The 18,184-nt window shown below is 65.8% G+C and carries 21 protein-coding genes; 6 read left to right on the forward strand and 15 right to left on the reverse strand.

The features are described from left to right. Positions 1 to 16: 16 nt before the first annotated feature. A complete protein-coding gene (locus IEV87_RS18305; RefSeq protein WP_188479254.1) occupies positions 17 to 838 on the reverse strand; it encodes a methyltransferase domain-containing protein in 822 nt (273 codons plus the stop codon). A 12-nt stretch (positions 839 to 850) separates the two neighbouring features. On the opposite strand from IEV87_RS18305, the gene IEV87_RS18310 reads away from it, so the two are divergent. The 4 genes from IEV87_RS18310 to IEV87_RS18325 are packed head-to-tail and all read left to right on the forward strand — an operon-like array spanning position 851 to position 3,147. After that, complete coding sequence (locus IEV87_RS18310; RefSeq protein WP_188479255.1) at positions 851 to 1,585, forward strand: ComF family protein; 735 nt, start codon at positions 851 to 853, stop codon at positions 1,583 to 1,585. Between the two features lie 30 nt (positions 1,586 to 1,615). After that, on the forward strand, positions 1,616 to 1,870 hold the full coding sequence (gene grxC, locus IEV87_RS18315; RefSeq protein ID WP_188479256.1) for a glutaredoxin 3: 255 nt from the start codon (positions 1,616 to 1,618) through the stop codon (positions 1,868 to 1,870). A gap of 12 nt (positions 1,871 to 1,882) precedes the next feature. Next, a complete protein-coding gene (locus tag IEV87_RS18320) occupies positions 1,883 to 2,716 on the forward strand; it encodes a carbon-nitrogen hydrolase family protein (protein ID WP_188479257.1) in 834 nt (277 codons plus the stop codon). Further along, positions 2,713 to 3,147 carry a MarR family winged helix-turn-helix transcriptional regulator gene (locus tag IEV87_RS18325; protein ID WP_188479258.1) on the forward strand — a complete coding sequence of 145 codons (435 nt, stop codon included), beginning with the start codon at positions 2,713 to 2,715 and terminating at the stop codon, positions 3,145 to 3,147. Before IEV87_RS18320 ends, IEV87_RS18325 begins: the two co-directional genes overlap by 4 nt. Positions 3,148 to 3,158: 11 nt before the next feature. Here the strand turns inward: IEV87_RS18325 and ubiG are convergent, their stop codons facing one another. After that, entirely contained in the window at positions 3,159 to 3,911 is a 753-nt protein-coding gene (gene ubiG / locus IEV87_RS18330; protein ID WP_188479259.1) for a bifunctional 2-polyprenyl-6-hydroxyphenol methylase/3-demethylubiquinol 3-O-methyltransferase UbiG, read from the reverse strand. A gap of 49 nt (positions 3,912 to 3,960) precedes the next feature. Here ubiG and pip point away from each other — a divergent pair, with 49 nt between their 5' ends. Then, entirely contained in the window at positions 3,961 to 4,944 is a 984-nt protein-coding gene (pip, locus tag IEV87_RS18335) for a prolyl aminopeptidase (protein ID WP_188479260.1), read from the forward strand. Next, complete coding sequence (locus IEV87_RS18340) at positions 4,944 to 5,840, forward strand: glycine reductase (protein WP_188479261.1); 897 nt, start codon at positions 4,944 to 4,946, stop codon at positions 5,838 to 5,840. Before pip ends, IEV87_RS18340 begins: the two co-directional genes overlap by 1 nt. Here the strand turns inward: IEV87_RS18340 and IEV87_RS18345 are convergent. The 13 genes from IEV87_RS18345 to IEV87_RS18405 form a co-directional block, all read right to left on the reverse strand. After that, positions 5,830 to 6,543, reverse strand: coding sequence for a sulfotransferase-like domain-containing protein (locus IEV87_RS18345; protein ID WP_188479262.1), 714 nt, complete (start codon positions 6,541 to 6,543; stop codon positions 5,830 to 5,832). The two genes, IEV87_RS18340 and IEV87_RS18345, sit on opposite strands and share 11 nt — an antisense overlap. After that, positions 6,540 to 7,436: a D-amino acid aminotransferase gene (locus IEV87_RS18350; RefSeq protein WP_188479263.1), complete on the reverse strand. Its 897-nt coding sequence runs from the start codon at positions 7,434 to 7,436 to the stop codon at positions 6,540 to 6,542. Before IEV87_RS18350 ends, IEV87_RS18345 begins: the two co-directional genes overlap by 4 nt. Before the next feature lie 168 nt (positions 7,437 to 7,604). Continuing rightward, complete coding sequence (locus tag IEV87_RS18355; RefSeq protein WP_188479264.1) at positions 7,605 to 8,018, reverse strand: DUF7282 domain-containing protein; 414 nt, start codon at positions 8,016 to 8,018, stop codon at positions 7,605 to 7,607. A 75-nt stretch (positions 8,019 to 8,093) separates the two neighbouring features. Then, on the reverse strand, positions 8,094 to 8,972 hold the full coding sequence (locus IEV87_RS18360) for a ribokinase (protein ID WP_188479265.1): 879 nt from the start codon (positions 8,970 to 8,972) through the stop codon (positions 8,094 to 8,096). A gap of 80 nt (positions 8,973 to 9,052) precedes the next feature. Then, the gene (locus IEV87_RS18365) at positions 9,053 to 10,261 is read right to left on the reverse strand and encodes a CaiB/BaiF CoA transferase family protein (protein WP_188479266.1); all 1,209 of its coding nucleotides are present in this window, start codon (positions 10,259 to 10,261) and stop codon (positions 9,053 to 9,055) included. Next, a complete protein-coding gene (locus IEV87_RS18370; RefSeq protein WP_188479267.1) occupies positions 10,258 to 11,478 on the reverse strand; it encodes a CaiB/BaiF CoA transferase family protein in 1,221 nt (406 codons plus the stop codon). The genes IEV87_RS18365 and IEV87_RS18370 overlap by 4 nt, the downstream gene beginning before the upstream one ends. Next, positions 11,475 to 12,596: a PrpF domain-containing protein gene (locus IEV87_RS18375; protein WP_188479268.1), complete on the reverse strand. Its 1,122-nt coding sequence runs from the start codon at positions 12,594 to 12,596 to the stop codon at positions 11,475 to 11,477. Before IEV87_RS18375 ends, IEV87_RS18370 begins: the two co-directional genes overlap by 4 nt. A gap of 3 nt (positions 12,597 to 12,599) precedes the next feature. Then, a complete protein-coding gene (locus IEV87_RS18380; protein WP_188479269.1) occupies positions 12,600 to 13,787 on the reverse strand; it encodes an acyl-CoA dehydrogenase family protein in 1,188 nt (395 codons plus the stop codon). A 3-nt stretch (positions 13,788 to 13,790) separates the two neighbouring features. Then, entirely contained in the window at positions 13,791 to 14,201 is a 411-nt protein-coding gene (locus tag IEV87_RS18385) for a Zn-ribbon domain-containing OB-fold protein (RefSeq protein WP_188479270.1), read from the reverse strand. A 12-nt stretch (positions 14,202 to 14,213) separates the two neighbouring features. Further along, positions 14,214 to 15,359 carry a thiolase family protein gene (locus IEV87_RS18390; protein ID WP_188479271.1) on the reverse strand — a complete coding sequence of 382 codons (1,146 nt, stop codon included), beginning with the start codon at positions 15,357 to 15,359 and terminating at the stop codon, positions 14,214 to 14,216. A 26-nt stretch (positions 15,360 to 15,385) separates the two neighbouring features. Beyond that, positions 15,386 to 16,162 carry an enoyl-CoA hydratase/isomerase family protein gene (locus IEV87_RS18395; protein WP_188479272.1) on the reverse strand — a complete coding sequence of 259 codons (777 nt, stop codon included), beginning with the start codon at positions 16,160 to 16,162 and terminating at the stop codon, positions 15,386 to 15,388. Between the two features lie 16 nt (positions 16,163 to 16,178). Next, positions 16,179 to 17,696 carry a tripartite tricarboxylate transporter permease gene (locus IEV87_RS18400; RefSeq protein WP_188479273.1) on the reverse strand — a complete coding sequence of 506 codons (1,518 nt, stop codon included), beginning with the start codon at positions 17,694 to 17,696 and terminating at the stop codon, positions 16,179 to 16,181. 7 nt (positions 17,697 to 17,703) lie between these two features. Further along, on the reverse strand, positions 17,704 to 18,183 hold the full coding sequence (locus tag IEV87_RS18405; protein ID WP_188479274.1) for a tripartite tricarboxylate transporter TctB family protein: 480 nt from the start codon (positions 18,181 to 18,183) through the stop codon (positions 17,704 to 17,706). Between the last annotated feature and the right edge of the window lies 1 nt (position 18,184).

Consider the following 18,184-nt stretch of genomic DNA (forward strand, 5'->3'; position numbering starts at 1 on the left):
GACTTCGCGCCCCCGGTCAATCCTTGAGAGGCGTTTCCCGCACATTCAGCGCATCGGCGAGACGCTGAGTCGCAGATCCCGGGCGCAGCGGTTTCGGCTGGCTGTCGTCCGGAGCCCATCCCGTCAGGGTGATGAGTTCGAACGTCGCCCGTACCCGTTCGCCCGCACCATACGCTTCGGCATAGACCTCTGCCGCCCGCGCCATCACCGCCCGGCGCGTCGGATGTCGAAGCCGGCCTTGCAGCGCATTCCCTTCGCCCATGGTGCGCAGCTCCCGCATCAGCGCGAAGGCAGAGGCATAGCTGACCTCCAGAACCTGCCCGTCCGCCACCGGCAGCGCCAGTCCTGCCCGCTGCAACAGGGCGCCTAGGTCCCGGATCTCTGCCATCGGGGCGACGCGGGGGGACAGGCCACCGGTCACCTCGGACTCCGCCTGCGCCAGTGCAGCGCGCAATTCGGTCAGGGTCTGACCGCCGGGAAAGATCCCGAGGAACAGCCCGTCGGGCCGCAACGCCCGCGCGCATTGGATCAGCTGGCCGACAGGATCGTCGGCCCAGTGCAGCGCCATGGCGTGAACGACAAGGTCATGCGCCCCCGGCTCGAGGTCCAGAACCTCCGTATCCGGAACGATGCGCGCCTCCGGTCCCAGCAGTTTCTGCCACTTTTCCGGAAATCCCGTCACGATCGCGGGCGCCGTAAAGGCCCTGTTAACCATGGTCAGGCGATCCTGAAGATCCTCGATGGCGATGTCGTGCAGGAACAGCGCCTCCTCCCGCACCCTGCGGCGGTTGCGGGTCAGGGCGGCACGGTCGGTCAGGCGGGGCGGCGAAGCGGTCATGGAGCGATAGATATGCGGGCGGCGGCGGTACTGCAAACGGGGTTGCGGCTGATCTACCCGACGACCTGCCTGACATGCGACGCGCTCGTCGACGCCGACCATGGCCTCTGCGGCCCCTGCTGGCGGGATACACCCTTCGTCTCCGCCCCGCTCTGCGAAGGCTGCGGCGCCCCTCTCAAAGGGGATCACACCGCCGCCGGAGAGCTCTGCGACGACTGCCTGCGTACCGAACGGCCCTGGACCGCCGGGCGCACCGCGATGCTCTATGCAGGAAACGCGCGGAAACTGGTGCTCGCACTGAAACATGGCGACCGCGTGGACATCGCCCGACCCGCTGCAACCTGGATGGCCGCCGCGGCGCACGACATCGTACAGCCTCATACCCTAGTCACCGCCGTCCCGCTGCACTGGCAGCGCCGTATCCGCAGGCGCTACAACCAGTCGGTGTTACTGGCGCGCGGGGTCGCGAAGGCGCTCGACCTCGGCCTCTGCCCCGACCTTCTGATCCGCCCTGCCGCCACACCGGTTCTGGACGGGATGAGTCCCGATGACCGCTTCTCAGCCATGTCCCGCGCGCTGACGATCAACGACCGGAAGGCCGAACTGGCGCGCCACCGCCCGGTCCTTGTGGTCGATGACGTGATGACCTCCGGCGCGACCCTTGCCGCCGCAACCGGGGCGCTGCTGAGGGCCGGTGCGGCAGAGGTTTCCGTGCTGACACTGGCGCGCGCGGTCAAAGACGCCTAGATTCCGGGGGAACAACCCCCGGAGACACCCATGAAACCCGTTGTGATCTACACGACCCCGATCTGCGGCTACTGCGCCGCCGCGAAGCGCCTGCTCGACAGCAAGGACGTTGAATATACCGAAATAGACGTCATGACCGACGCCACGAAGAAGCAGGAGATGATGCAGCGCGCCGGTCGTCACACCGTCCCGCAGATCTTCATCGGCGACAACCACGTGGGCGGCTGCGACGATCTCTACGCGCTGGAACGTTCCGGCAAGCTCGACCCGATGCTGGCCGCCTGAACGGGGACGACCATGAAGGCCGCGCTGCTCCAGATCACCTCCTCGGACATGCCCGAGGAAAACCTTGCCACCCTGCGCGCCATGGTGCGCGACGCGGCCGCACAGGGCGCGGGGTTCGTCCTGACGCCCGAGGTGTCGAACTGCGTGTCCACCAGCCGCAGCCACCAGAACGAGGTTCTGGAGCCGGAGGAGGGCAACAGCTTCCTCGCCGGGATGCGGGAGGAGGCGAAGGCGCAGGGCGTCTGGCTCCTCCTCGGCTCCATCGGGGTGAAGACGACGGATGCGGACGGACGTTTCGCCAACCGTTCCTTCCTGATCTCGCCCGAGGGGGAGGTCGTCGCGTGGTACGACAAGATCCACATGTTCGACGTGGACGTATCGGAAACCGAAACCTACCGCGAAAGCGCCGGTTACCGCCCCGGTACCCGTGCCGTGCTGGCCGATGCCGGTTTCGCGAAGATCGGCATGACCGTCTGCTATGACCTGCGTTTTGCCAAGCTCTACCGCACGCTTGCCCATGCCGGGGCGCAGATCCTGACCGTTCCCGCCGCCTTCTCGCCGGTCACCGGCGCCGCGCACTGGGAACCGATCCTCCGGACCCGCGCCATCGAAACCGGTTGCTTCGTGCTGGCCCCGGCGCAATGCGGCACCCATGCCGCGACCGCTGGCAAGCAGCGCAGCACCCATGGTCATTCCCTTGCCATCGCGCCCTGGGGTGAGGTATTGCTGGACGCGGGGACCGATCCCGGCATCTACATGGTCGACCTCGACCTGTCCCGCGTGGACGACGCGCGCCGCCGCGTCCCCTCCCTCACCCACGACCGGGAGTTCACGCTGGACGCATGACGGACCCGACCAATGCCCTCGCCATCGCCCTGTTCAGCGAAATCCTGACCGCCGACCAGCTGGTCCGCAACCGCCTGTCGAAGGTCCTGCCCAAGGGAATGGAGATCTCCCATTTCTCCGTCCTCAACCATCTCGCCCATGTGGAGGAGGAGCGCACCCCCGCGCAGCTGGCCCAGACCTTCCACGTCACGCGCGGGGCGATGACCAACACGCTGAGCAAGCTGGAATGGGCCGGTTATGTCCATATACGCCCGGACTGGGACGACGCCCGGCGCAAGCTTGTCGGCATTTCCCGCGCCGGGCGGCTGGCGCGCGACACCGCGCTCGAAGCCATCGCGCCCATGGTGGAAGAGGTGATCGGCGACCTCGGCACCGAAAAGGTCCGCGCGGTTCTGCCGATCCTTCGCGAATTGCGCAGCAGGCTTGACTGATCTGGACCGACCTAACGGCGGACCGCGGCGGTCACGTAGTTCACCGACATATCGCGGTCCGAAATCCGCCACTGCCAGGACACCGGGTTGAACACGAAACCCTTGCGGTCCACCGGGTCCAGCCCGGCACGGCGCATCAGGTCGAAAAGTTCGTCCGGGGTGATGAATTTCTTCCAGTCGTGCGTACCGCGCGGCAGCCAGCGCATGATGACCTCGGCCCCGACAATCGCCATGGCAAAGCTCTTGGGATTGCGGTTGATCGTGGAACAGATGTGCAGCCCGCCGGGTTTCAGCAGATCGTGACACGCTGTCAGATAGGCCAGCGGATCCGCAACATGCTCCACAACTTCCATGTTGAGAACGACGTCAAACGACTCGCCCGCAGCGGCCAGCGCTTCTGCCGTCGTATGGCGATAATCGATCACCAGATCGGACTGCACCGCATGGACCTGTGCCACGGGGATGTTCCGCTCTGCCGCGTCGGCACCCACAACCGTCGCCCCAAGCCGCGCCATCGGTTCACACAGCAGCCCGCCACCGCAGCCGATGTCGAGAAGCCGCAGCCCCTCGAAGGGACGTTCACCGCCCAGCTCCCGCCCGAACTCGGCGGCGATCTGGCGCGTGATATAGTCCAGCCGGACCGGGTTCATCATGTGCAGCGGCTTGAACTTCCCGTCCGGATTCCACCAGTCCGCCGCCATCGCTTCGAACTTGGCGACCTCGGCCGGGTCGATGGTGGCGGAGGGCTGGGCGGTTGATTGCATTTCCCGATCCTTGGGGTCATTCTGGTTGCCAACCTATATAGGGCAGAACATGGACAAGTCCTCGGGCCAAAAGAGCGCAGCGTCTTATCTCTTCCCGCCGATCGACCCCTTCGATCAGCGCATGCTGGACGTCGGCGATGGTCACACGGTCTACATGGAACAGTCCGGCAACCCCGAAGGTGCGCCCGTGGTTGTCCTGCACGGCGGTCCGGGTGGCGGATGCAGCCCGGCGATGCGCCGCTACTTCGACCCCGCCCACTACCGCGTGATCCTGTTCGACCAGCGGGGGTGCGGACGCTCCCGTCCGCACGCCTCCGTTACCGACAACACCACCTGGCACCTAGTGGCGGATATCGAGAAGATCCGCGAAACGCTTGGCATCGACACCTGGGTCGTCTTCGGCGGGAGCTGGGGCGCGACACTCGCCCTGATCTACGCCCAGGCCCATCCCGATCGCGTCACCCACCTCGTCCTGCGCGGCGTCTTCCTGATGACGCGGGCGGAGCTTGACTGGTTCTACCAGGGCGGCGCGGGCAGCTTCTGGCCCGAAGCCTGGGCGCGCTTCTGCGACCCTATTCCGCCCGAAGAACGCCATGACATGATCGCCGCCTACCACCGTCGCCTGTTCAGCGGCGACCTGAAGGAGGAGACGGCGTTCGGTCGCGTCTGGTCCGCCTGGGAAAACTCCCTCGCCTCCATGCGCACCGCCGGTCACGGAGGCGAGGCACCCGGCGACTACGCCCGCGCCTTCGCCCGGCTGGAGAACCATTATTTCACGAACTTCGGCTGGCTCGAGACGGATGGCCAGATCCTTTCCAACATGGACCGGATTGCCCATATCCCCGGCGTGATCGTGCAGGGCCGCTACGACATGATCTGCCCGCCCGCGACCGCCTACCGGCTGGCGGCGGACTGGCCGCACGGAGAACTTCAGATCGTCGGCGACGCCGGCCATGCCCTGTCCGAACCCGGCATTTCCGCCGAACTGGTGCGCGCAACCAACCGTATCGCCTCCGGCTCTCTCGGCAGCTGATGAGCGCGCCTGTCCCCTACATGCAACGCACCCGCGACTGGTATCTCGCGCTTGGCTTCGACAATCCCTACGTCTGGGCCCACAACACCCAAGTTCCGTTCACGCCCCTGAAAAAGCCGGTGTCAGAGACGAAACTGGCGCTCATCACCACCGCCTCCCCCTTTCAGCCTGACAAGGGCGATCAGGGTCCCGGCGCGCCCTACAACGCCAGCGCAAAGTTTTACGAGGTCTATTCCGGCAACGTTCGTCAGGACCACGACCTGCGGATTTCCCATGTTGCCATCGACCGCGATCACACCAGCATGGAGGATTCCGGCACCTGGTTCCCTCTGCCCGCCCTGCGTGCGGTCGAGGGGCGGTTGTTCCGATCGCTGACCCCCCGGTTCCACGGCCTGCCCACCAACCGGTCGCAGCGTCATACGCTGGACGTCGACGCACCCGAGATCCTGAAACGCTGCCGCGAGGACGGGGCGGAGGCCGCGCTCTTCGTCCCCAACTGCCCCGTCTGCCATCAGTCTGTCACGCTGGTCGCGCGTCACCTGGAGGCCGCCGGGATCCCGACCGTCATCATGGGATGTGCGCGCGATGTCGTGGAACATGCCGGGGCGCCGCGGTTCCTTTTCTCCGATTTCCCGCTCGGCAATTCCGCAGGGAAACCGCACGATCCGCAATCGCAGGCAAAGACGCTGGCACTGGCTCTCGCAACGCTCGACACCGTTACCGGCCCCGGCGAAACAGTCTCTAATCCGCAGATTTGGGCCGAGAACGACGATTGGAAACACGACTATTCCAACCCGGCCACACGGTCGGCCGGGGAGATGGCCGCGCACCGCGCCAAGGCCCATGCGGACCGGGAAATCGCCCGGCAGGTGCGTGAACCCGCGGTCAGGTCCTGAGCTTTACCGCCGCCAGTTTCTCGTAATACGGCATCGCCTTGTCGGCCATCGCAGCCATGTCGCCCGACAGGTCTGGCAGCGCGCCTTCGGCCCCCGCGAACCCGGTCGACCGATGCACCGCGTCGTACCAGACCGGCGCCCATACCCCGTCGCAGGGCTTCGGCCCGGCCTCCCACGACAGCATCGCCGGATCCCAGTCGATCCCGATCCGGGAACACAACGCCCGCAGCACGCCTTCCGGGTCTGCCCGCACGTCCGATCCTTCGACCACCACCGGCGCAATTCCCTGCGCCACCAGATCGTCGTAAATCCCGGCCAGCTGAACCGCCCCGATATCCTCCAGCCCCGCCTCCGCGAACCCCTTGGTGAAAGATGCCACCACCCGTGCCGGGTGCCGGATCAGCAGCACATGGGCCATCCCGCCCCACCAGTCCCGCCGGATACCGGGCAGCATGTGCTGCGCCATGTGCTTGTGATAGACATGGGGGGTCGAATCCGCCTGCAACAGGGTCGAAATCACCGCCTCCGGGTCCTGCGACTGGGAGGTGAGAACCTCCTCCCGCATCGGGTGCATCTTGCCGGTTGCGGCCAGGTAAGCGGCATAAAAGGGTTCGTCGACCGCGCCACAGTCTGCGCGGTTGGCAAAGGCATACATCAGCGCGGTGGAAATGTTGCGCGGTCCGGACCAGCAGGCGATTTTCATTGCGCGACCAGTTCCTTGTAAAGCGTCCGGATGCGCCGCGTCACCGGCCCCGCCTCTCCGGACCCGATCACCCGCCCGTCGATCATGCCGACCGGGGTCTGCGCGCCGAAGGTGCCGGTCAGGAAGGCTTCTTCGGCCGAATAGCATTCGACGAGTGAGAAATTCTTCTCGAACACGGGGATATTCGCGCTCCGGCAGACCTCGATCACCTTCGCACGCGTGATCCCGTTCATGCAGTAGTCGCCGGTCGAGGTCCACACCTCCCCCCGCCGCACGATGAAGAAGTTGCAGGCATTGGTCGTGTTCACGAAGCCATGCACGTCCAGCATCAGCGCCTCGTCCGCGCCGGCCTTTTCGGCGGCGATGCAGGCCAGCACACAGTTCAGCTTGGAATGCGAATTCAGCTTCGGATCCTGGCTCATCGGAAGGCCCCGGATGTGCGGCACGGTGGCCAGACGCAGGGCCCGCCCGATCTTCGGCACCGAATGCTCCATGATGATGGCCACCGTCGGACCCGACCGCGACAGCGAGGGGTGCTGGAAGGGACGCACCTTTCGCCCGCGCGTCACCATCAGCCGGGCATGGGCGTCGGTCTCCATCCCGTTGGCGGTGCGCAGCGACTCCAGCGCGGTGACGACCCCTGCGCGATCCAGCCCGATGTCGAGGTCGATCGCCTTCGCCGCTTCGAACAGCCGGTCGAGGTGATCGTCAAGGAAGGCCCACCTGCCGTCGTACAGCCGCAGCCCCTCCCATACCCCGTCGCCAAGCAGGAAGCCGCTGTCATAGACACTGACCACGGCCTCCTCGGCCCCGACGATCCGGCCGTTGAGATAGAATTTCAGCGTCGCGTTGCGCGGATCCTCCGCTGCGTCGTGGGTCGTCTGGTCCTGCATCCCGGTCTCCTGTCGGTCCGCCCGGCAGGCTAGAGCCGCGCGCGGCAGATGCAAGACAGCGAAAGACCGCGGAACTGGCCGCGGTCTTTCAGGGTGGTCCGGTGAACAACAATCAGAGGACAGGAGCCGCACCACCCGCTTCCGGGCATGAGGGTGCCCGGAATGGCGTCACTCCGCGGTGATGGTGGTCATCACGAGGTTGCCGTCCGGCTTGATCGGACCGTCTTCCTTCGCGCCGAGCGTGTATTCGAACACGCCCGTCTTCATGCCGCCCGCTTCGGAATGCACCATCAGCATGAGCATGTCACCGGACTTCACCTCTTCGGTGAGGATCGCCGCGACGTCCATGTTCTCGCCCATCTTCAGCGGCGCATAACCGACAACCGGGCCCGGCTTCATCTCTGCATCGGTGCGATGCACGACCAGCCAGCCGTTTTCGCCGGCCACGACCTTGGACGCGGTCACGGTGCCGCCGGACACATCCTGGTCCATGCCTTCGACCATGGGCGCCATGCCGTGGCTCGCGGCGAAGGCGGTTCCTGCGGACAGGATCAGGGTGGCGGCTGCAATGCGGAATTTCATAAGGTGTCTCCCTTTCTCTAAACTTCGCCCGTTGCGGGGCTTGGTCAGAGTCACGAAACACCGCGTGTCAGAGTTTCACGGACTGAGGAAAAATTTTTCGACCTCGTCGCGCGTCGGGATCACATCTGCCGTGCCGAGCCGCGTGACCATCACCGCCCCGGCCTTCAGCGCCAGCGCCAGCGCATCCCCCATCCCCGCCCCCTGGTCGAGCGCGCCGACAAGATAGCCGGTAAAGGTGTCCCCCGCGCCGGTGGTATCCGTGACCGTCACGCGAGGCGCGGGAAAATCACGCGAAACCCCTGAAACAGTGTCGAACCAGCGGCATCCGCGCGCGCCAAGGGTCACCACTACATGCGCAACCGGCAACGCCTCGGGCGAAAGTCCGGTGGCGGTCTCAAGCTGCGCTGCCTCCACCTCGTTCAGGACCAGCAGGTCGGCATGGGGCAGCATCGCCTGCGCGGCCTCCACATCGAAGGGCGCGGCGGCATAGGCCACCCGCAGACCGCGCGCTTTCGCCTTGTGCGCGAAATCGGCCTGCAGATTTGTCTCGTTCTGGCAGAGCACCCAGTCGCCCGGTGCGGCTGTCCCAAGCGCAGCCGCCAGATCGCCTGTCTCGATAAGATGATTGGCGGCGGGCCAGATGACGATCCGGTTCTCGCCCTCCGTATCCAGCAGGATGATCGCGTGACCCGAGGTTTCCCCCCGCTCCACCAGGTGCGCCACCCCGACGCCGTAACCGGCCAGCCGGTCGCGCATCCACGTCCCGTCCGCGCCAACCGCGCCGATGTGATGAACGACAGAACCCGCCCGCGCCAGCGCCACGGACATGTTCGCGCCCTTGCCGCCCAGTCCGCGCTGGAACGCATCTGCGGTCATCGTCTCCCCTGGCTCCAGAGGTCGCGGCAGTCGATAGACCTGGTCCGCATTGACCGAGCCAAGGTTCCACACCGCCATCTCTCAACCCCCTGCAAGCGACCTCGCGGTCGGTTGTAGGAGCAGAGTCCCGCGCGCGCAATCGACCCCGCGTCCGGAGTCTAATAGAGCAGACGGCCCTCTGACTGATCCCTTACCACATCCTCGTCCAGTTCCAGCAGATCGGTAGCGATCTCTGCCGTATGCTCCCCCAGCTTCGGCGCGGGGCCGCGCAGGGTCGAGGGGCTGCGGGAAAACCGGTAGGGCGGCGCGTTGTACAGCATCTCACCCACGCCTTCGGTGACCATGCGCTGCCAGTGATTGCGGTGGCGCAGCTGTTCGTCGCGGTCGGTGACGTCTGCGGCGGTCTGCACGACGCCGCAGGCCACGCCACGTCCCTGAAGCGCCGCCATCAGATCGTACCCGTCCCTGTCCCGCGTGTGCGCCGCAATGGCGTCATCCAGCGCATCGCGATGTGTCATCCGCTGATCGGCCGTGCGGAACCTGCCTTCCTCCGGCACGCCCAGCACCTCGCAGAGCGCGGCCCATTCCCGGTCGTCCCGCACCACGATCGCCAGCCAGCGGTCCTCGCCCGCCACCGGATAGACTCCGTGCGGCGCGACATCCCTCTGCCGGTTCCCCTGCGGAGGCCGGTTGCCGCGCAGGTTGGCCGCTGTCACTTCCGGACCGAGCATGGCGATCATCGGTTCGGTCTGGGCGACGTCGATCTTCTGGCCCTGCCCTGTGCGCCGGACATGGCGGAGAGCCGCCAGCGCGGCAAAGGCGGCATGGCAGGGGTTCGGGATATGGTCGGGATAGTTCGTCCCCGTCCCCGCCGGTTCCTTGCCCGGCAGTCCCGACACCCAGTGCAGCCCGGTCAGCGCGCCGATGGTCAGCCCGTAGCCGAGGTAGGACTTCTCCGGCCCCTCCTGCCCCTGCATCGACATGCCCATCCAGATGATTTTCGGATTGACCGCCTTCAGCTCCTCATACCCCAGCCCGAAGCGTTCCATCACGCCGGGGGTGAAGTTGTTGGTGACCAGATCGCTCTTCCGGATGAGCCTCAGGATCGCCTCCCGCGCGTCCGGGTGCTTCATGTTGATCGTCAGGCTCTTCTTGCTGGAGTTCCGGTCGGCGAAATAGCCCGAGCGGTCCACCCCCTTGATCCCATCCTTGAACGGAGGCGCAACCCGCAGGCTGTCCAGCTGTGCGTTGGATTCGATCTTGATGACCTCCGCACCCATGTCCGAGAGGATCTTGGTCGTGTAGGACCCGGCGCCGATCCAGCAGAAATCGGCGACACGGATGCCTTCGAGTGGTCGTCCCGTCATGCCTTGGCCCTTCTTGTCGGTTGGTCTGCGGCCCCGGCCAGCGTGGCCAGCACCTCCTCCGTATGCTCGCCAAGGGCGGGCGCGGGGTCTCCGGCGACCCATGGTGTTGCCTCAAGCCGATAGGGTGCGCCGGGCATCAGCAGGTCGGTTCCGGGCAGCGCATTGGCGACCGACACGAAGAACTCCCGGAACTGAAGCTGTTTGTTGTCCTTGAGGTCCGCCGGCCCGTTCACGGGGGCTAGCGGGACCCGCCGGCGCTGCGCTTCGGCATACAGTTCCGCACGGGTCTGACTGCGGGCGTAGCTCTCGAACGTCCTGCGGAACTGGTCCTTCGCGCCCCGCGTCCGAAGGAATGGAATGCCGAACCATTCGTCGCCGAACAGCACCTCCGCCCCGTCGGCCCCGACATCCGCCATCCACTGACGCGTGTTGATCCAGAACTTGGTGGCCGCGACGCCCCCGGCAAGCAGATAGACCTGCCCGTCGGCACAGTCGAAGGTCCCCGCCCCGGCCTGCCGCTGATCCCCGGCATAGCGCTGACGCACCGTTCCTTCGAGGTCATAGAACTGCACCGCGTTCTCAAGCGCCATCACCACGGATTCCTGGATGGAGGTGTCGATGTCCTGCCCCTCCCCCGTCATCTCTGCCCCGGTGAGCGCGACCATGCAGGCCACGGCCGCAAAGAGGTTCCCGCAAAGAACTGCCTGACCACCGCCCGCCGCGACGGGCGCCTCGCCCGGATAGCCGCCAAGGAACAGCAGACCTCCCATGGCCAGCAGCGTCAGATCCTCGGCCTTGTACTGCGCGAACGGTCCGGTCTGTCCGAAGGCCGACAGCCGCGACAGCACCAGCGCCGGGTTGCGCTGGCGCAGCACGTCGCCGGTCAGTCCAAGCCGCTCCAACTCTCCGGGACCGAAGCTTTCCAGAACCAGGTCGCTGGCCGCGGCGAGGTCAAGGAATGCGTCCCGCCCCTCCGCCGTCTCCAGGTCGAGAACGATACCGCGTTTGCCGAGGTTTTCATAAGCGAAGCGAATGCTCCGGTCAGGACCGGGTCTGTCGTCCAGAAACGGCCCGATGCCGCGTGACGGTGCGCCCTGCGGCGGCTCCACCAGGATCACATCCGCACCGAGCCCTGCAAACATCTTGCCTGCATAGTTCCCGAAAGGACCTGCGAGGTCGAGGACGCGCAGGCCCTCCAGAGCTTTTGGAGCCGTCATGCCAGGGCTTCCTTCCTGCTGGATCTGAGATAGGCGCGGCCCTCCGCCAGCCGCCGCGCGGTGCGCTTGATCTCGGCCCGCTGCACGGTCCCGTCCGCCGCGACGGCGGCATGCACGTCGATCACACCGCCGGGATGCCGGATGCGCAGGGCAGCTCCTTCGGCCACAGGCTGCGGTATGGTCAGCGCGGTGATGGTCCCCGGAATGCGCGCAGCGACGCCGGTACAGGCGGTGACTGTCCCGGCGAAGGCCCGCGAAGTCGCACCGTTCGCATAAAGCCGGGCGGCAAGATCCGCCTCCTCCTCCGGCCTGGCCTGATCCAGCATCACGCAGATCGGACTGGCGGGGGCGGGGCGTTCGTCAAAGTAATCCCCGATGCCAAGCCGATGCGCGACGGCGCGCCGGATCGCCTTGATCCGGGGCTGGGCGACAGGATGCACGTCCAGTTCCTGCGGGGTTTCACGCGCTGTGAGGCCGACATCCCTGGCCCGAACGAACACGACGAGGTTGGCGCAGTCCACCACCGACACCTGCACCACCTCTCCGTCCAGATCCGGCACGAAGAGGTCGGTCAGCGCCTCACCGAACGGCAGAAGCTTGCCCGTGATCGCCCCCGCCGCCCCGGCAAAATCAAGCGGGATCGGCGCGCCGGTGCCCGGCACCCCGGCGATGGCATAATCGCCCTCTTCCACCACCGCGCCATTCGCGCAGGGCACATGCGCCACGATGATCTTACCGGTATTCTCGTTCAGGATCCGCACCGCGACGGTCCCGGTCGTCGCGGGCACCAGCCCGTTGTAGACCGCCCATGTCCCGGCGGACGCGCTGAGGTTCCCACAGTTCAGCAGGTAATCCACCCGCGGATTGTCGATCCCGACCTGGCCGAACAGATAGGTCACGTCATGATCCGGCCCGCGCGGAGGCCCCATGACCGCCGCCTTGCTGGTCAGCTTGTCCGCCCCGCCAAGCCCGTCGATCTGGCGCATGTCGGGGCTGCCGAACAGTTCGGATAGCAGCGCCGACAGGTCCTCCCGGTCCTCCGGCACATCGTCGCGATGCAGAAACACGCCTTTCGACGTGCCGCCGCGCATCAGGGTGAAGGGAATGGTGCGGGTCATGCGCTACGCCTCCGGCCGGCCGTTGCGGAGAAGGTCGCGCGCGATGGTCCAGCGGTGGATCTCGCTCGCCCCCTCCACGATGCGGAAGACGCGGAGGATCCGGCTCATGTATTCCAGCGGCAGTTCCTTCGACAGGCCCATGCCGCCGTGCAGCTGGATCGCCCGGTCGACAACGCGCGTCGCCATTTCCGTCGCCTGGATCTTGACCATGGCGGCCTCCCGCCGGACATCCTTTTCGCCCTGATCGATCCGCCAGGCGAGCCGGTAGGTCGCCAGCCGCGCCATCTCGAGCTCCTGCCAGCTGTCGGAAATCCAGAACTGCGTGTTCTGCCGGTCCGCCAGCGGCGCGCCGAAGGTCTTCCGCCGGTTGGCATGTTCGATCATCATGTCGATCGCCCGGCTGGCAAGGCCAAGGGACCTCGCCGCAATCTCCATCCGCCGGATGCCAAGCCGGTTGGACAGGGGCACGAAGGCCTGCCCGACCTCGCCAAGCACCTGTTCGTCGCCCAGCTCCACGTCCTGAAAATGAACGGCATAGGGATGATATTCACCGATCATCGGAAAGGAGGTCGGAATCGTCACGCCCGGCGTGTCCCGGTCCACGAGGAAGGCCGTCATCCCGCCGCGCTTGCGCTTCTCGGGGTCTGTCACGGCGATGACGATCATGAAGTCCGACCGCCGCGCGTTGGAAATCCAGATCTTCTCTCCGTTCAGTACCCACTTGTCCCCGCGCCGGTCGGCCCGCGTCTTGATCGCGGCAGCATCGGACCCGGCTTCCGGTTCGGACAGGGCGAGGCAGGATTTCTTCTCTCCGTTCACATACGGATCGAGATACCGCATCGCCTGATCCGGCGTGCACTGCTGCTTGAGGTAATAGAGGTTCGGGCTGTCCGGCGGCAGCACCAGCGGCACGATGGAATGCTTCATCTGTTCGATGACCACGCATTTCATCAGTGCGCCGAGATCCTGCCCGCCGAATTCCTCGGGCGCGTCGATGCCCCAGAGGCCAAGCGCCTGCGTCTGGCGCTGAAGATCGTCCTCCACCTCCTTCGGCAGGATCGGATCGTCGGTCATGCCGCGTTCCACCTCCCGCCGGATCACCAGCGGTTCCAGCGGGATCAGCTTGTCGCGGACAAAGCGTTTCACCACGTCCTGCGTCATCAGCACGTCTTCGGGCAGGTTGAAATCCATCGCTCAGCCCTCCGCCGGGGTGAAGCGCGGGATGGAGATCTCGTCCGTCACCCTGTCGAAGGTCACCTGCACCCGGTCTCCGACCTTCACCGCGTCATTGGCCACGCCGGTCACGTTGGAGATCATGCGCGGCCCCTCGTCCAGCTGGATCAGCGCGACGTTGTAGGGCAGGTCGCCTTCGAAGGCGGCGTTATATTTCTGGTGGAAGACGATGTAGGAATAGACCTCGCCCTTGCCCGAAACCTCTGTCCATTCAGAGTCGTAGGACAGGCAGTTCGGACAGACATGCGAGACCGGATAGCGGACATGGTCGCAGTCGCTGCACTTCTGAAGACACAGCCGTCCCTGATGCGCGGCCTCCCAGAACGGGCGGTTGACGTCGTCGAGTTCGGGAAGCGGTTTGTTGTAGCTCATCTCTCTTACCCCTCAGGCCGCACGCAGGATCATGGCGTTGGAACAGTTCAGCGTCATGCCGCGCCCGGTGACGAGGCAGACCTCCGCCCCCTTCACCTGCCGCGCGTCGCATTCGCCGCGCATCTGGCGCACGCCTTCGACGATGTGCAGCCAGCCCTCCATGTAGCTTTCCGACAGGTTACCCCCGGCGGTGTTCACCGGAAGTTCTCCACCAAGCTGGATGCGCCCGCCCTCGACAAAGCTGCCCGCCTCTCCGACGCCGCAGAACCCGGCGTGTTCCAGCCAGAGCAGGACGCTCATGGTGAAGTTGTCGTAAAGCTGGGCCACGTCGATGTCCTTCGGGGCCATGCCCGCCATCTTGAAGGCACGACCAAGCGCTTCCTTCTGATGCGGCACGTACCACCAGTCCTCCCGCTCCATGTTGCGGGTCGTGTAGGCCTGTCCCATGCCGGAAATCGTCACGACCGGCTTGGCCATGTCCTTCGCGCGTTCCTTGGAGGTCACGATGATGCAGACCCCGCCGTCGGAAATCAGGCAGCAGTCGAGCAGGTGGAAGGGTTCCACGATCCAGCGCGAATTCTGGTGATCCTCGATGGTGATCGGGTCGCGCATCACCGCATCGGGATTCATGGAGGCATGGCGTCGGCAGGCCACCGCGACCTCGCCCAATTGCCGGGAGGTTGTGCCGTAAAGCGCCATGTGCCGGCTGGCCGCAATCGCGGAGTTCGCCGCCGCGCCGTACATCCCCCAGATGCCCCAGCTGTCGCCCCAGCCGGAGGCGCGGTTGAACCGCGAACCGCCCGTCTTGGCCGCATCGCCGAAGACGCAGGCGACGGTTGTCGCATGCCCCGCCTCGATCGCCATGACCGCCATCTGCACGAGCGCGCCCGCCGTGCCGCCGCCCATGGTCATGGAGCCGGTGAACTTGGGGTCGATGCCAAGCGCCTCACCCACCCGCAGGTAATTCAGTGATGCTTCCGGAGAGCTCGTGCCCGGCATCGTCAGCAGCCCGTCGATATCGCCCTTCTTCAGACCCGCATCGTCAATGGCCCGCTTGAACGCCTCAACGCTCAGCATCAGCGAACTGACGCCCGGCATCTTGCCCTGCTTGGTCTTTCCGACGCCCACGATGGCGCACTTGTCTCGTAGATCGGACATGTCTTGTCTCTCTTTCCGTTGTAATCTCAGCGTCCGCGGTAAACCGGCGGGCGTTTTTCCTGGAATGCCTTCCGGCCCTCCAGCCGGTCCTCGCTGTCGCGGAGCGCCCCCCAGGCCAGACGTTCGTAATTGACGGCGGCGATCAGCGGCATTTCCGACCCGTCCCGCACCAGCCGCTTGATTGCCTTGACCGAAAGCGGCGCGTTGGCCGCGATCCGTCCCGCGATCCGGTGTGCTTCCTCCAGCAGCTTGTCAGGCGCGACGACGCGGCTCACCAGACCCATGCGCAGGGCCTCCGCGGCATCGACCGGGTCGCCGGTCAGCATCATCAGCATCGCATCCGATTGCCCTATGGCCCGTGGCAGCCGCTGCGACCCGCCTGCACCGGGCAGGGACCCGACCCGCACCTCGGACAGGCCGAAGCGGGCGTTTTCCGACGCGATGCGGATGTCGCAGGCCAGCGCCAGTTCCAGACCGCCGCCCATGGCATAGCCGTTCACAGCCGCAATGATCGGCGTGTCGAACTCCATCCCGGCCAGCAGGTGATCCCGGCTGGCCATGCCGAAGAACAGCTGCGCAAAGCTTTCCTCGGGCGGGGGCGTCTTCTTCAGGTCGGACCCGGTGCAGAACGCCTTCTCTCCGGTCCCGGTCAGGATCGCGACGCGGATCTCGTCATCCGTCGCCAGCCTCTGCCAGATCTCCCGCAACTCGTCCTTGGAGGCGGGGTCGAGCGAATTCATCGCCTCCGGCCGGTTCAGGGTGACGGTCGCGATGCCGTCTGTGATGTCGAATTGTACTGACACGTCGTGATCCTTTCCCTTAATCCGCTTCCAGCGTGCCGCGCCGGGCCGACATCCGTTGCCAGACCTTCGCCAGCGGCACGGTCAGCATCAGCACGAGGACCACGATCCACAGGATCACGGAGATCGCGCTTTCCACGAAGATCGTCAGGTCCCCGTTGCTGAGGTACAGCGCCTCGCGGAAGTGTTTCTCGATGATCGGGCCCAGCATCAGCGCCACCACCAGCGGAGCGAGGTGAAAGCCCATCTTCCGCAGGAAATATCCGACCAGCCCCATCCCGCAGAGCACCCAGACATCGAAGATCGCGTTGTGCACGCTGAACGCCCCGATCGATGCGATCACGATGATGAGCGAGATCAGGATATGCGTCGGAATGGTGAGCATCTTCACCCAGATGCCGACCATCGGGATGTTCAGCACCAGCAGCATGATGTTCCCGATATAGCAGGACACGATCACCCCCCAGAAGATGTCGGGGTGCTGGATCAGCAGCAGCGGACCCGGCTGGATGCCCTGCACCATCATCGCGGCGATCATCAGCGCCCCGACGGTGGAGAACGGCAGGCCAAGCGCCAGCAGCGGAACCAGCGAGGACGTCGCCGCCGCGTTGTTGGCGGCCTCCGGTCCGCAGATGCCCTCGACAGCGCCGGTGCCCAGCTTGTCGCGGTTCTTCGACACGGCCTTCTCAAGCCGGTAGGCGGCAAAGCTCGACATCGTGGCCGACGGTCCCGGCAGCAGCCCGAACAGGAAGCCGATGATCGTGCCACGCCCCCAGGGCAGCCAGGACCGGTTGACCTCTTCGCGGGTCGGAACAAGGTCGCGCCACCCGACCGCAGGCGGCCGGATGCGGTTGGCATAGCGGTCCACCATCATCAGGATTTCGGCCACGCCGAAGGCTCCGACGACAACCGGAACAAGGCTGAACCCATGCAGCAGGTCCTGCGTGCCGAAGGTGAACCGGTCGTAACCCGACACGGCCTCCACCCCCACGGTGGACATGGCCAGCCCCAGCACCATCGGCAGGAAACCCGAGGCAAAGGAGCCCCCGGTAATCCGCGACAGCACCAGCAGCCCGCCGGCGGTCAGCGCAAAGAATTCGGACGGACCGAAGACGATGGCGATCTCCGACAGCACCGGAGAGAACAGAAGCACCCCGATCACGGCGATGGTCCCGCCGACGAAGCTCGCCACCGCCGTCAGCGTCAGCGCGGCCCCGCCCCGGCCCTTCAGCGTCATCTGGTGCCCGTCGATGGCCGTAACGATGGACGGCGCCTCGCCGGGGATGTTGATCAGGATGCCGGTGGTGGACCCGCCGTAGAGCGAACCGTAGTAGATCCCTGCCATCATGATCAGACCCACGGTCGGATCGAAGGTGAAGGTCAGGGGAAGGATAAGCGCGACCCCGGCCACCGGACCAAGCCCCGGCAGAACGCCGATGGCGGTGCCAAGCAGCGCACCCATGAGCGCGGCCAGCAGGTTGGCGGGCACGGTGGCGACACCGAGGCCGTAGATCAGACCTTGAAGAGCTTCGGACATGGTGTGCTCAGACTCCGAGGATTCCGCGCGGCAGCGGCACGCCGAGCAGCTTGACGAAGGCAAGCCACGCAAACAGCGTCAGCCCCGCCGACCAGAGAAACTGCTTCCACCACGGCATGCCCGACAGGCTGGCGAGCACGATGAAGATGGTCACGAAAGGGGAAATGATCCGGCCCAGGAAGGGCAGGGTGACGGCGAGGAACAGCAGTGCGCCGAACACGGCGATGCACTGGCGCAGCGGCTTGCCCGCCGGCAGATAGAACGTCTCGTCCTGGCTCAGCATGGCATATCCGTCCGCCAGGGTGATGACCGCGGCAATGAAGATCAGCGCCGCGATAAAGAGCGGGAACAGCGCCGGACCCGGCGCGCCCATCTCTCCCACTGGCAGGTCAAGCGCCTGCCAGAGGTAGATACCGCCCACGACAAAGGCGATCACACCGGTCACGATGCGGGCCTTCGCCGTGGAGAAATCGCGCGAGTCCGACATC

The organism is Primorskyibacter flagellatus, assembly GCF_014638275.1.
Classification (GTDB): Bacteria; Pseudomonadota; Alphaproteobacteria; order Rhodobacterales; family Rhodobacteraceae; genus Pseudooceanicola; species Pseudooceanicola flagellatus_A.

Bases quoted from the DNA above. Each gene is read 5' to 3' on its own strand.
- pip (WP_188479260.1), top strand. From the start codon at position 3,961: ATGGACAAGTCCTCGGGCCAAAAGAGCGCAGCGTCTTATCTCTTCCCG.
- ubiG (WP_188479259.1), bottom strand. From the start codon at position 3,911: ATGCAATCAACCGCCCAGCCCTCCGCCACCATCGACCCGGCCGAGGTC.
- IEV87_RS18350 (WP_188479263.1), bottom strand. From the start codon at position 7,436: ATGCAGGACCAGACGACCCACGACGCAGCGGAGGATCCGCGCAACGCG.
- IEV87_RS18380 (WP_188479269.1), bottom strand. From the start codon at position 13,787: ATGGATTTCAACCTGCCCGAAGACGTGCTGATGACGCAGGACGTGGTG.
- IEV87_RS18370 (WP_188479267.1), bottom strand. From the start codon at position 11,478: ATGACGGCTCCAAAAGCTCTGGAGGGCCTGCGCGTCCTCGACCTCGCA.
- IEV87_RS18405 (WP_188479274.1), bottom strand. From the start codon at position 18,183: ATGTCGGACTCGCGCGATTTCTCCACGGCGAAGGCCCGCATCGTGACC.
- IEV87_RS18360 (WP_188479265.1), bottom strand. From the start codon at position 8,972: ATGGCGGTGTGGAACCTTGGCTCGGTCAATGCGGACCAGGTCTATCGA.
- IEV87_RS18320 (WP_188479257.1), top strand. From the start codon at position 1,883: ATGAAGGCCGCGCTGCTCCAGATCACCTCCTCGGACATGCCCGAGGAA.
- IEV87_RS18355 (WP_188479264.1), bottom strand. From the start codon at position 8,018: ATGAAATTCCGCATTGCAGCCGCCACCCTGATCCTGTCCGCAGGAACC.
- IEV87_RS18345 (WP_188479262.1), bottom strand. From the start codon at position 6,543: ATGAAAATCGCCTGCTGGTCCGGACCGCGCAACATTTCCACCGCGCTG.
- IEV87_RS18375 (WP_188479268.1), bottom strand. From the start codon at position 12,596: ATGACCCGCACCATTCCCTTCACCCTGATGCGCGGCGGCACGTCGAAA.
- IEV87_RS18365 (WP_188479266.1), bottom strand. From the start codon at position 10,261: ATGACGGGACGACCACTCGAAGGCATCCGTGTCGCCGATTTCTGCTGG.
- IEV87_RS18400 (WP_188479273.1), bottom strand. From the start codon at position 17,696: ATGTCCGAAGCTCTTCAAGGTCTGATCTACGGCCTCGGTGTCGCCACC.
- IEV87_RS18340 (WP_188479261.1), top strand. From the start codon at position 4,944: ATGAGCGCGCCTGTCCCCTACATGCAACGCACCCGCGACTGGTATCTC.
- IEV87_RS18305 (WP_188479254.1), bottom strand. From the start codon at position 838: ATGACCGCTTCGCCGCCCCGCCTGACCGACCGTGCCGCCCTGACCCGC.
- IEV87_RS18310 (WP_188479255.1), top strand. From the start codon at position 851: ATGCGGGCGGCGGCGGTACTGCAAACGGGGTTGCGGCTGATCTACCCG.
- IEV87_RS18325 (WP_188479258.1), top strand. From the start codon at position 2,713: ATGACGGACCCGACCAATGCCCTCGCCATCGCCCTGTTCAGCGAAATC.
- grxC (WP_188479256.1), top strand. From the start codon at position 1,616: ATGAAACCCGTTGTGATCTACACGACCCCGATCTGCGGCTACTGCGCC.
- IEV87_RS18390 (WP_188479271.1), bottom strand. From the start codon at position 15,359: ATGTCCGATCTACGAGACAAGTGCGCCATCGTGGGCGTCGGAAAGACC.
- IEV87_RS18385 (WP_188479270.1), bottom strand. From the start codon at position 14,201: ATGAGCTACAACAAACCGCTTCCCGAACTCGACGACGTCAACCGCCCG.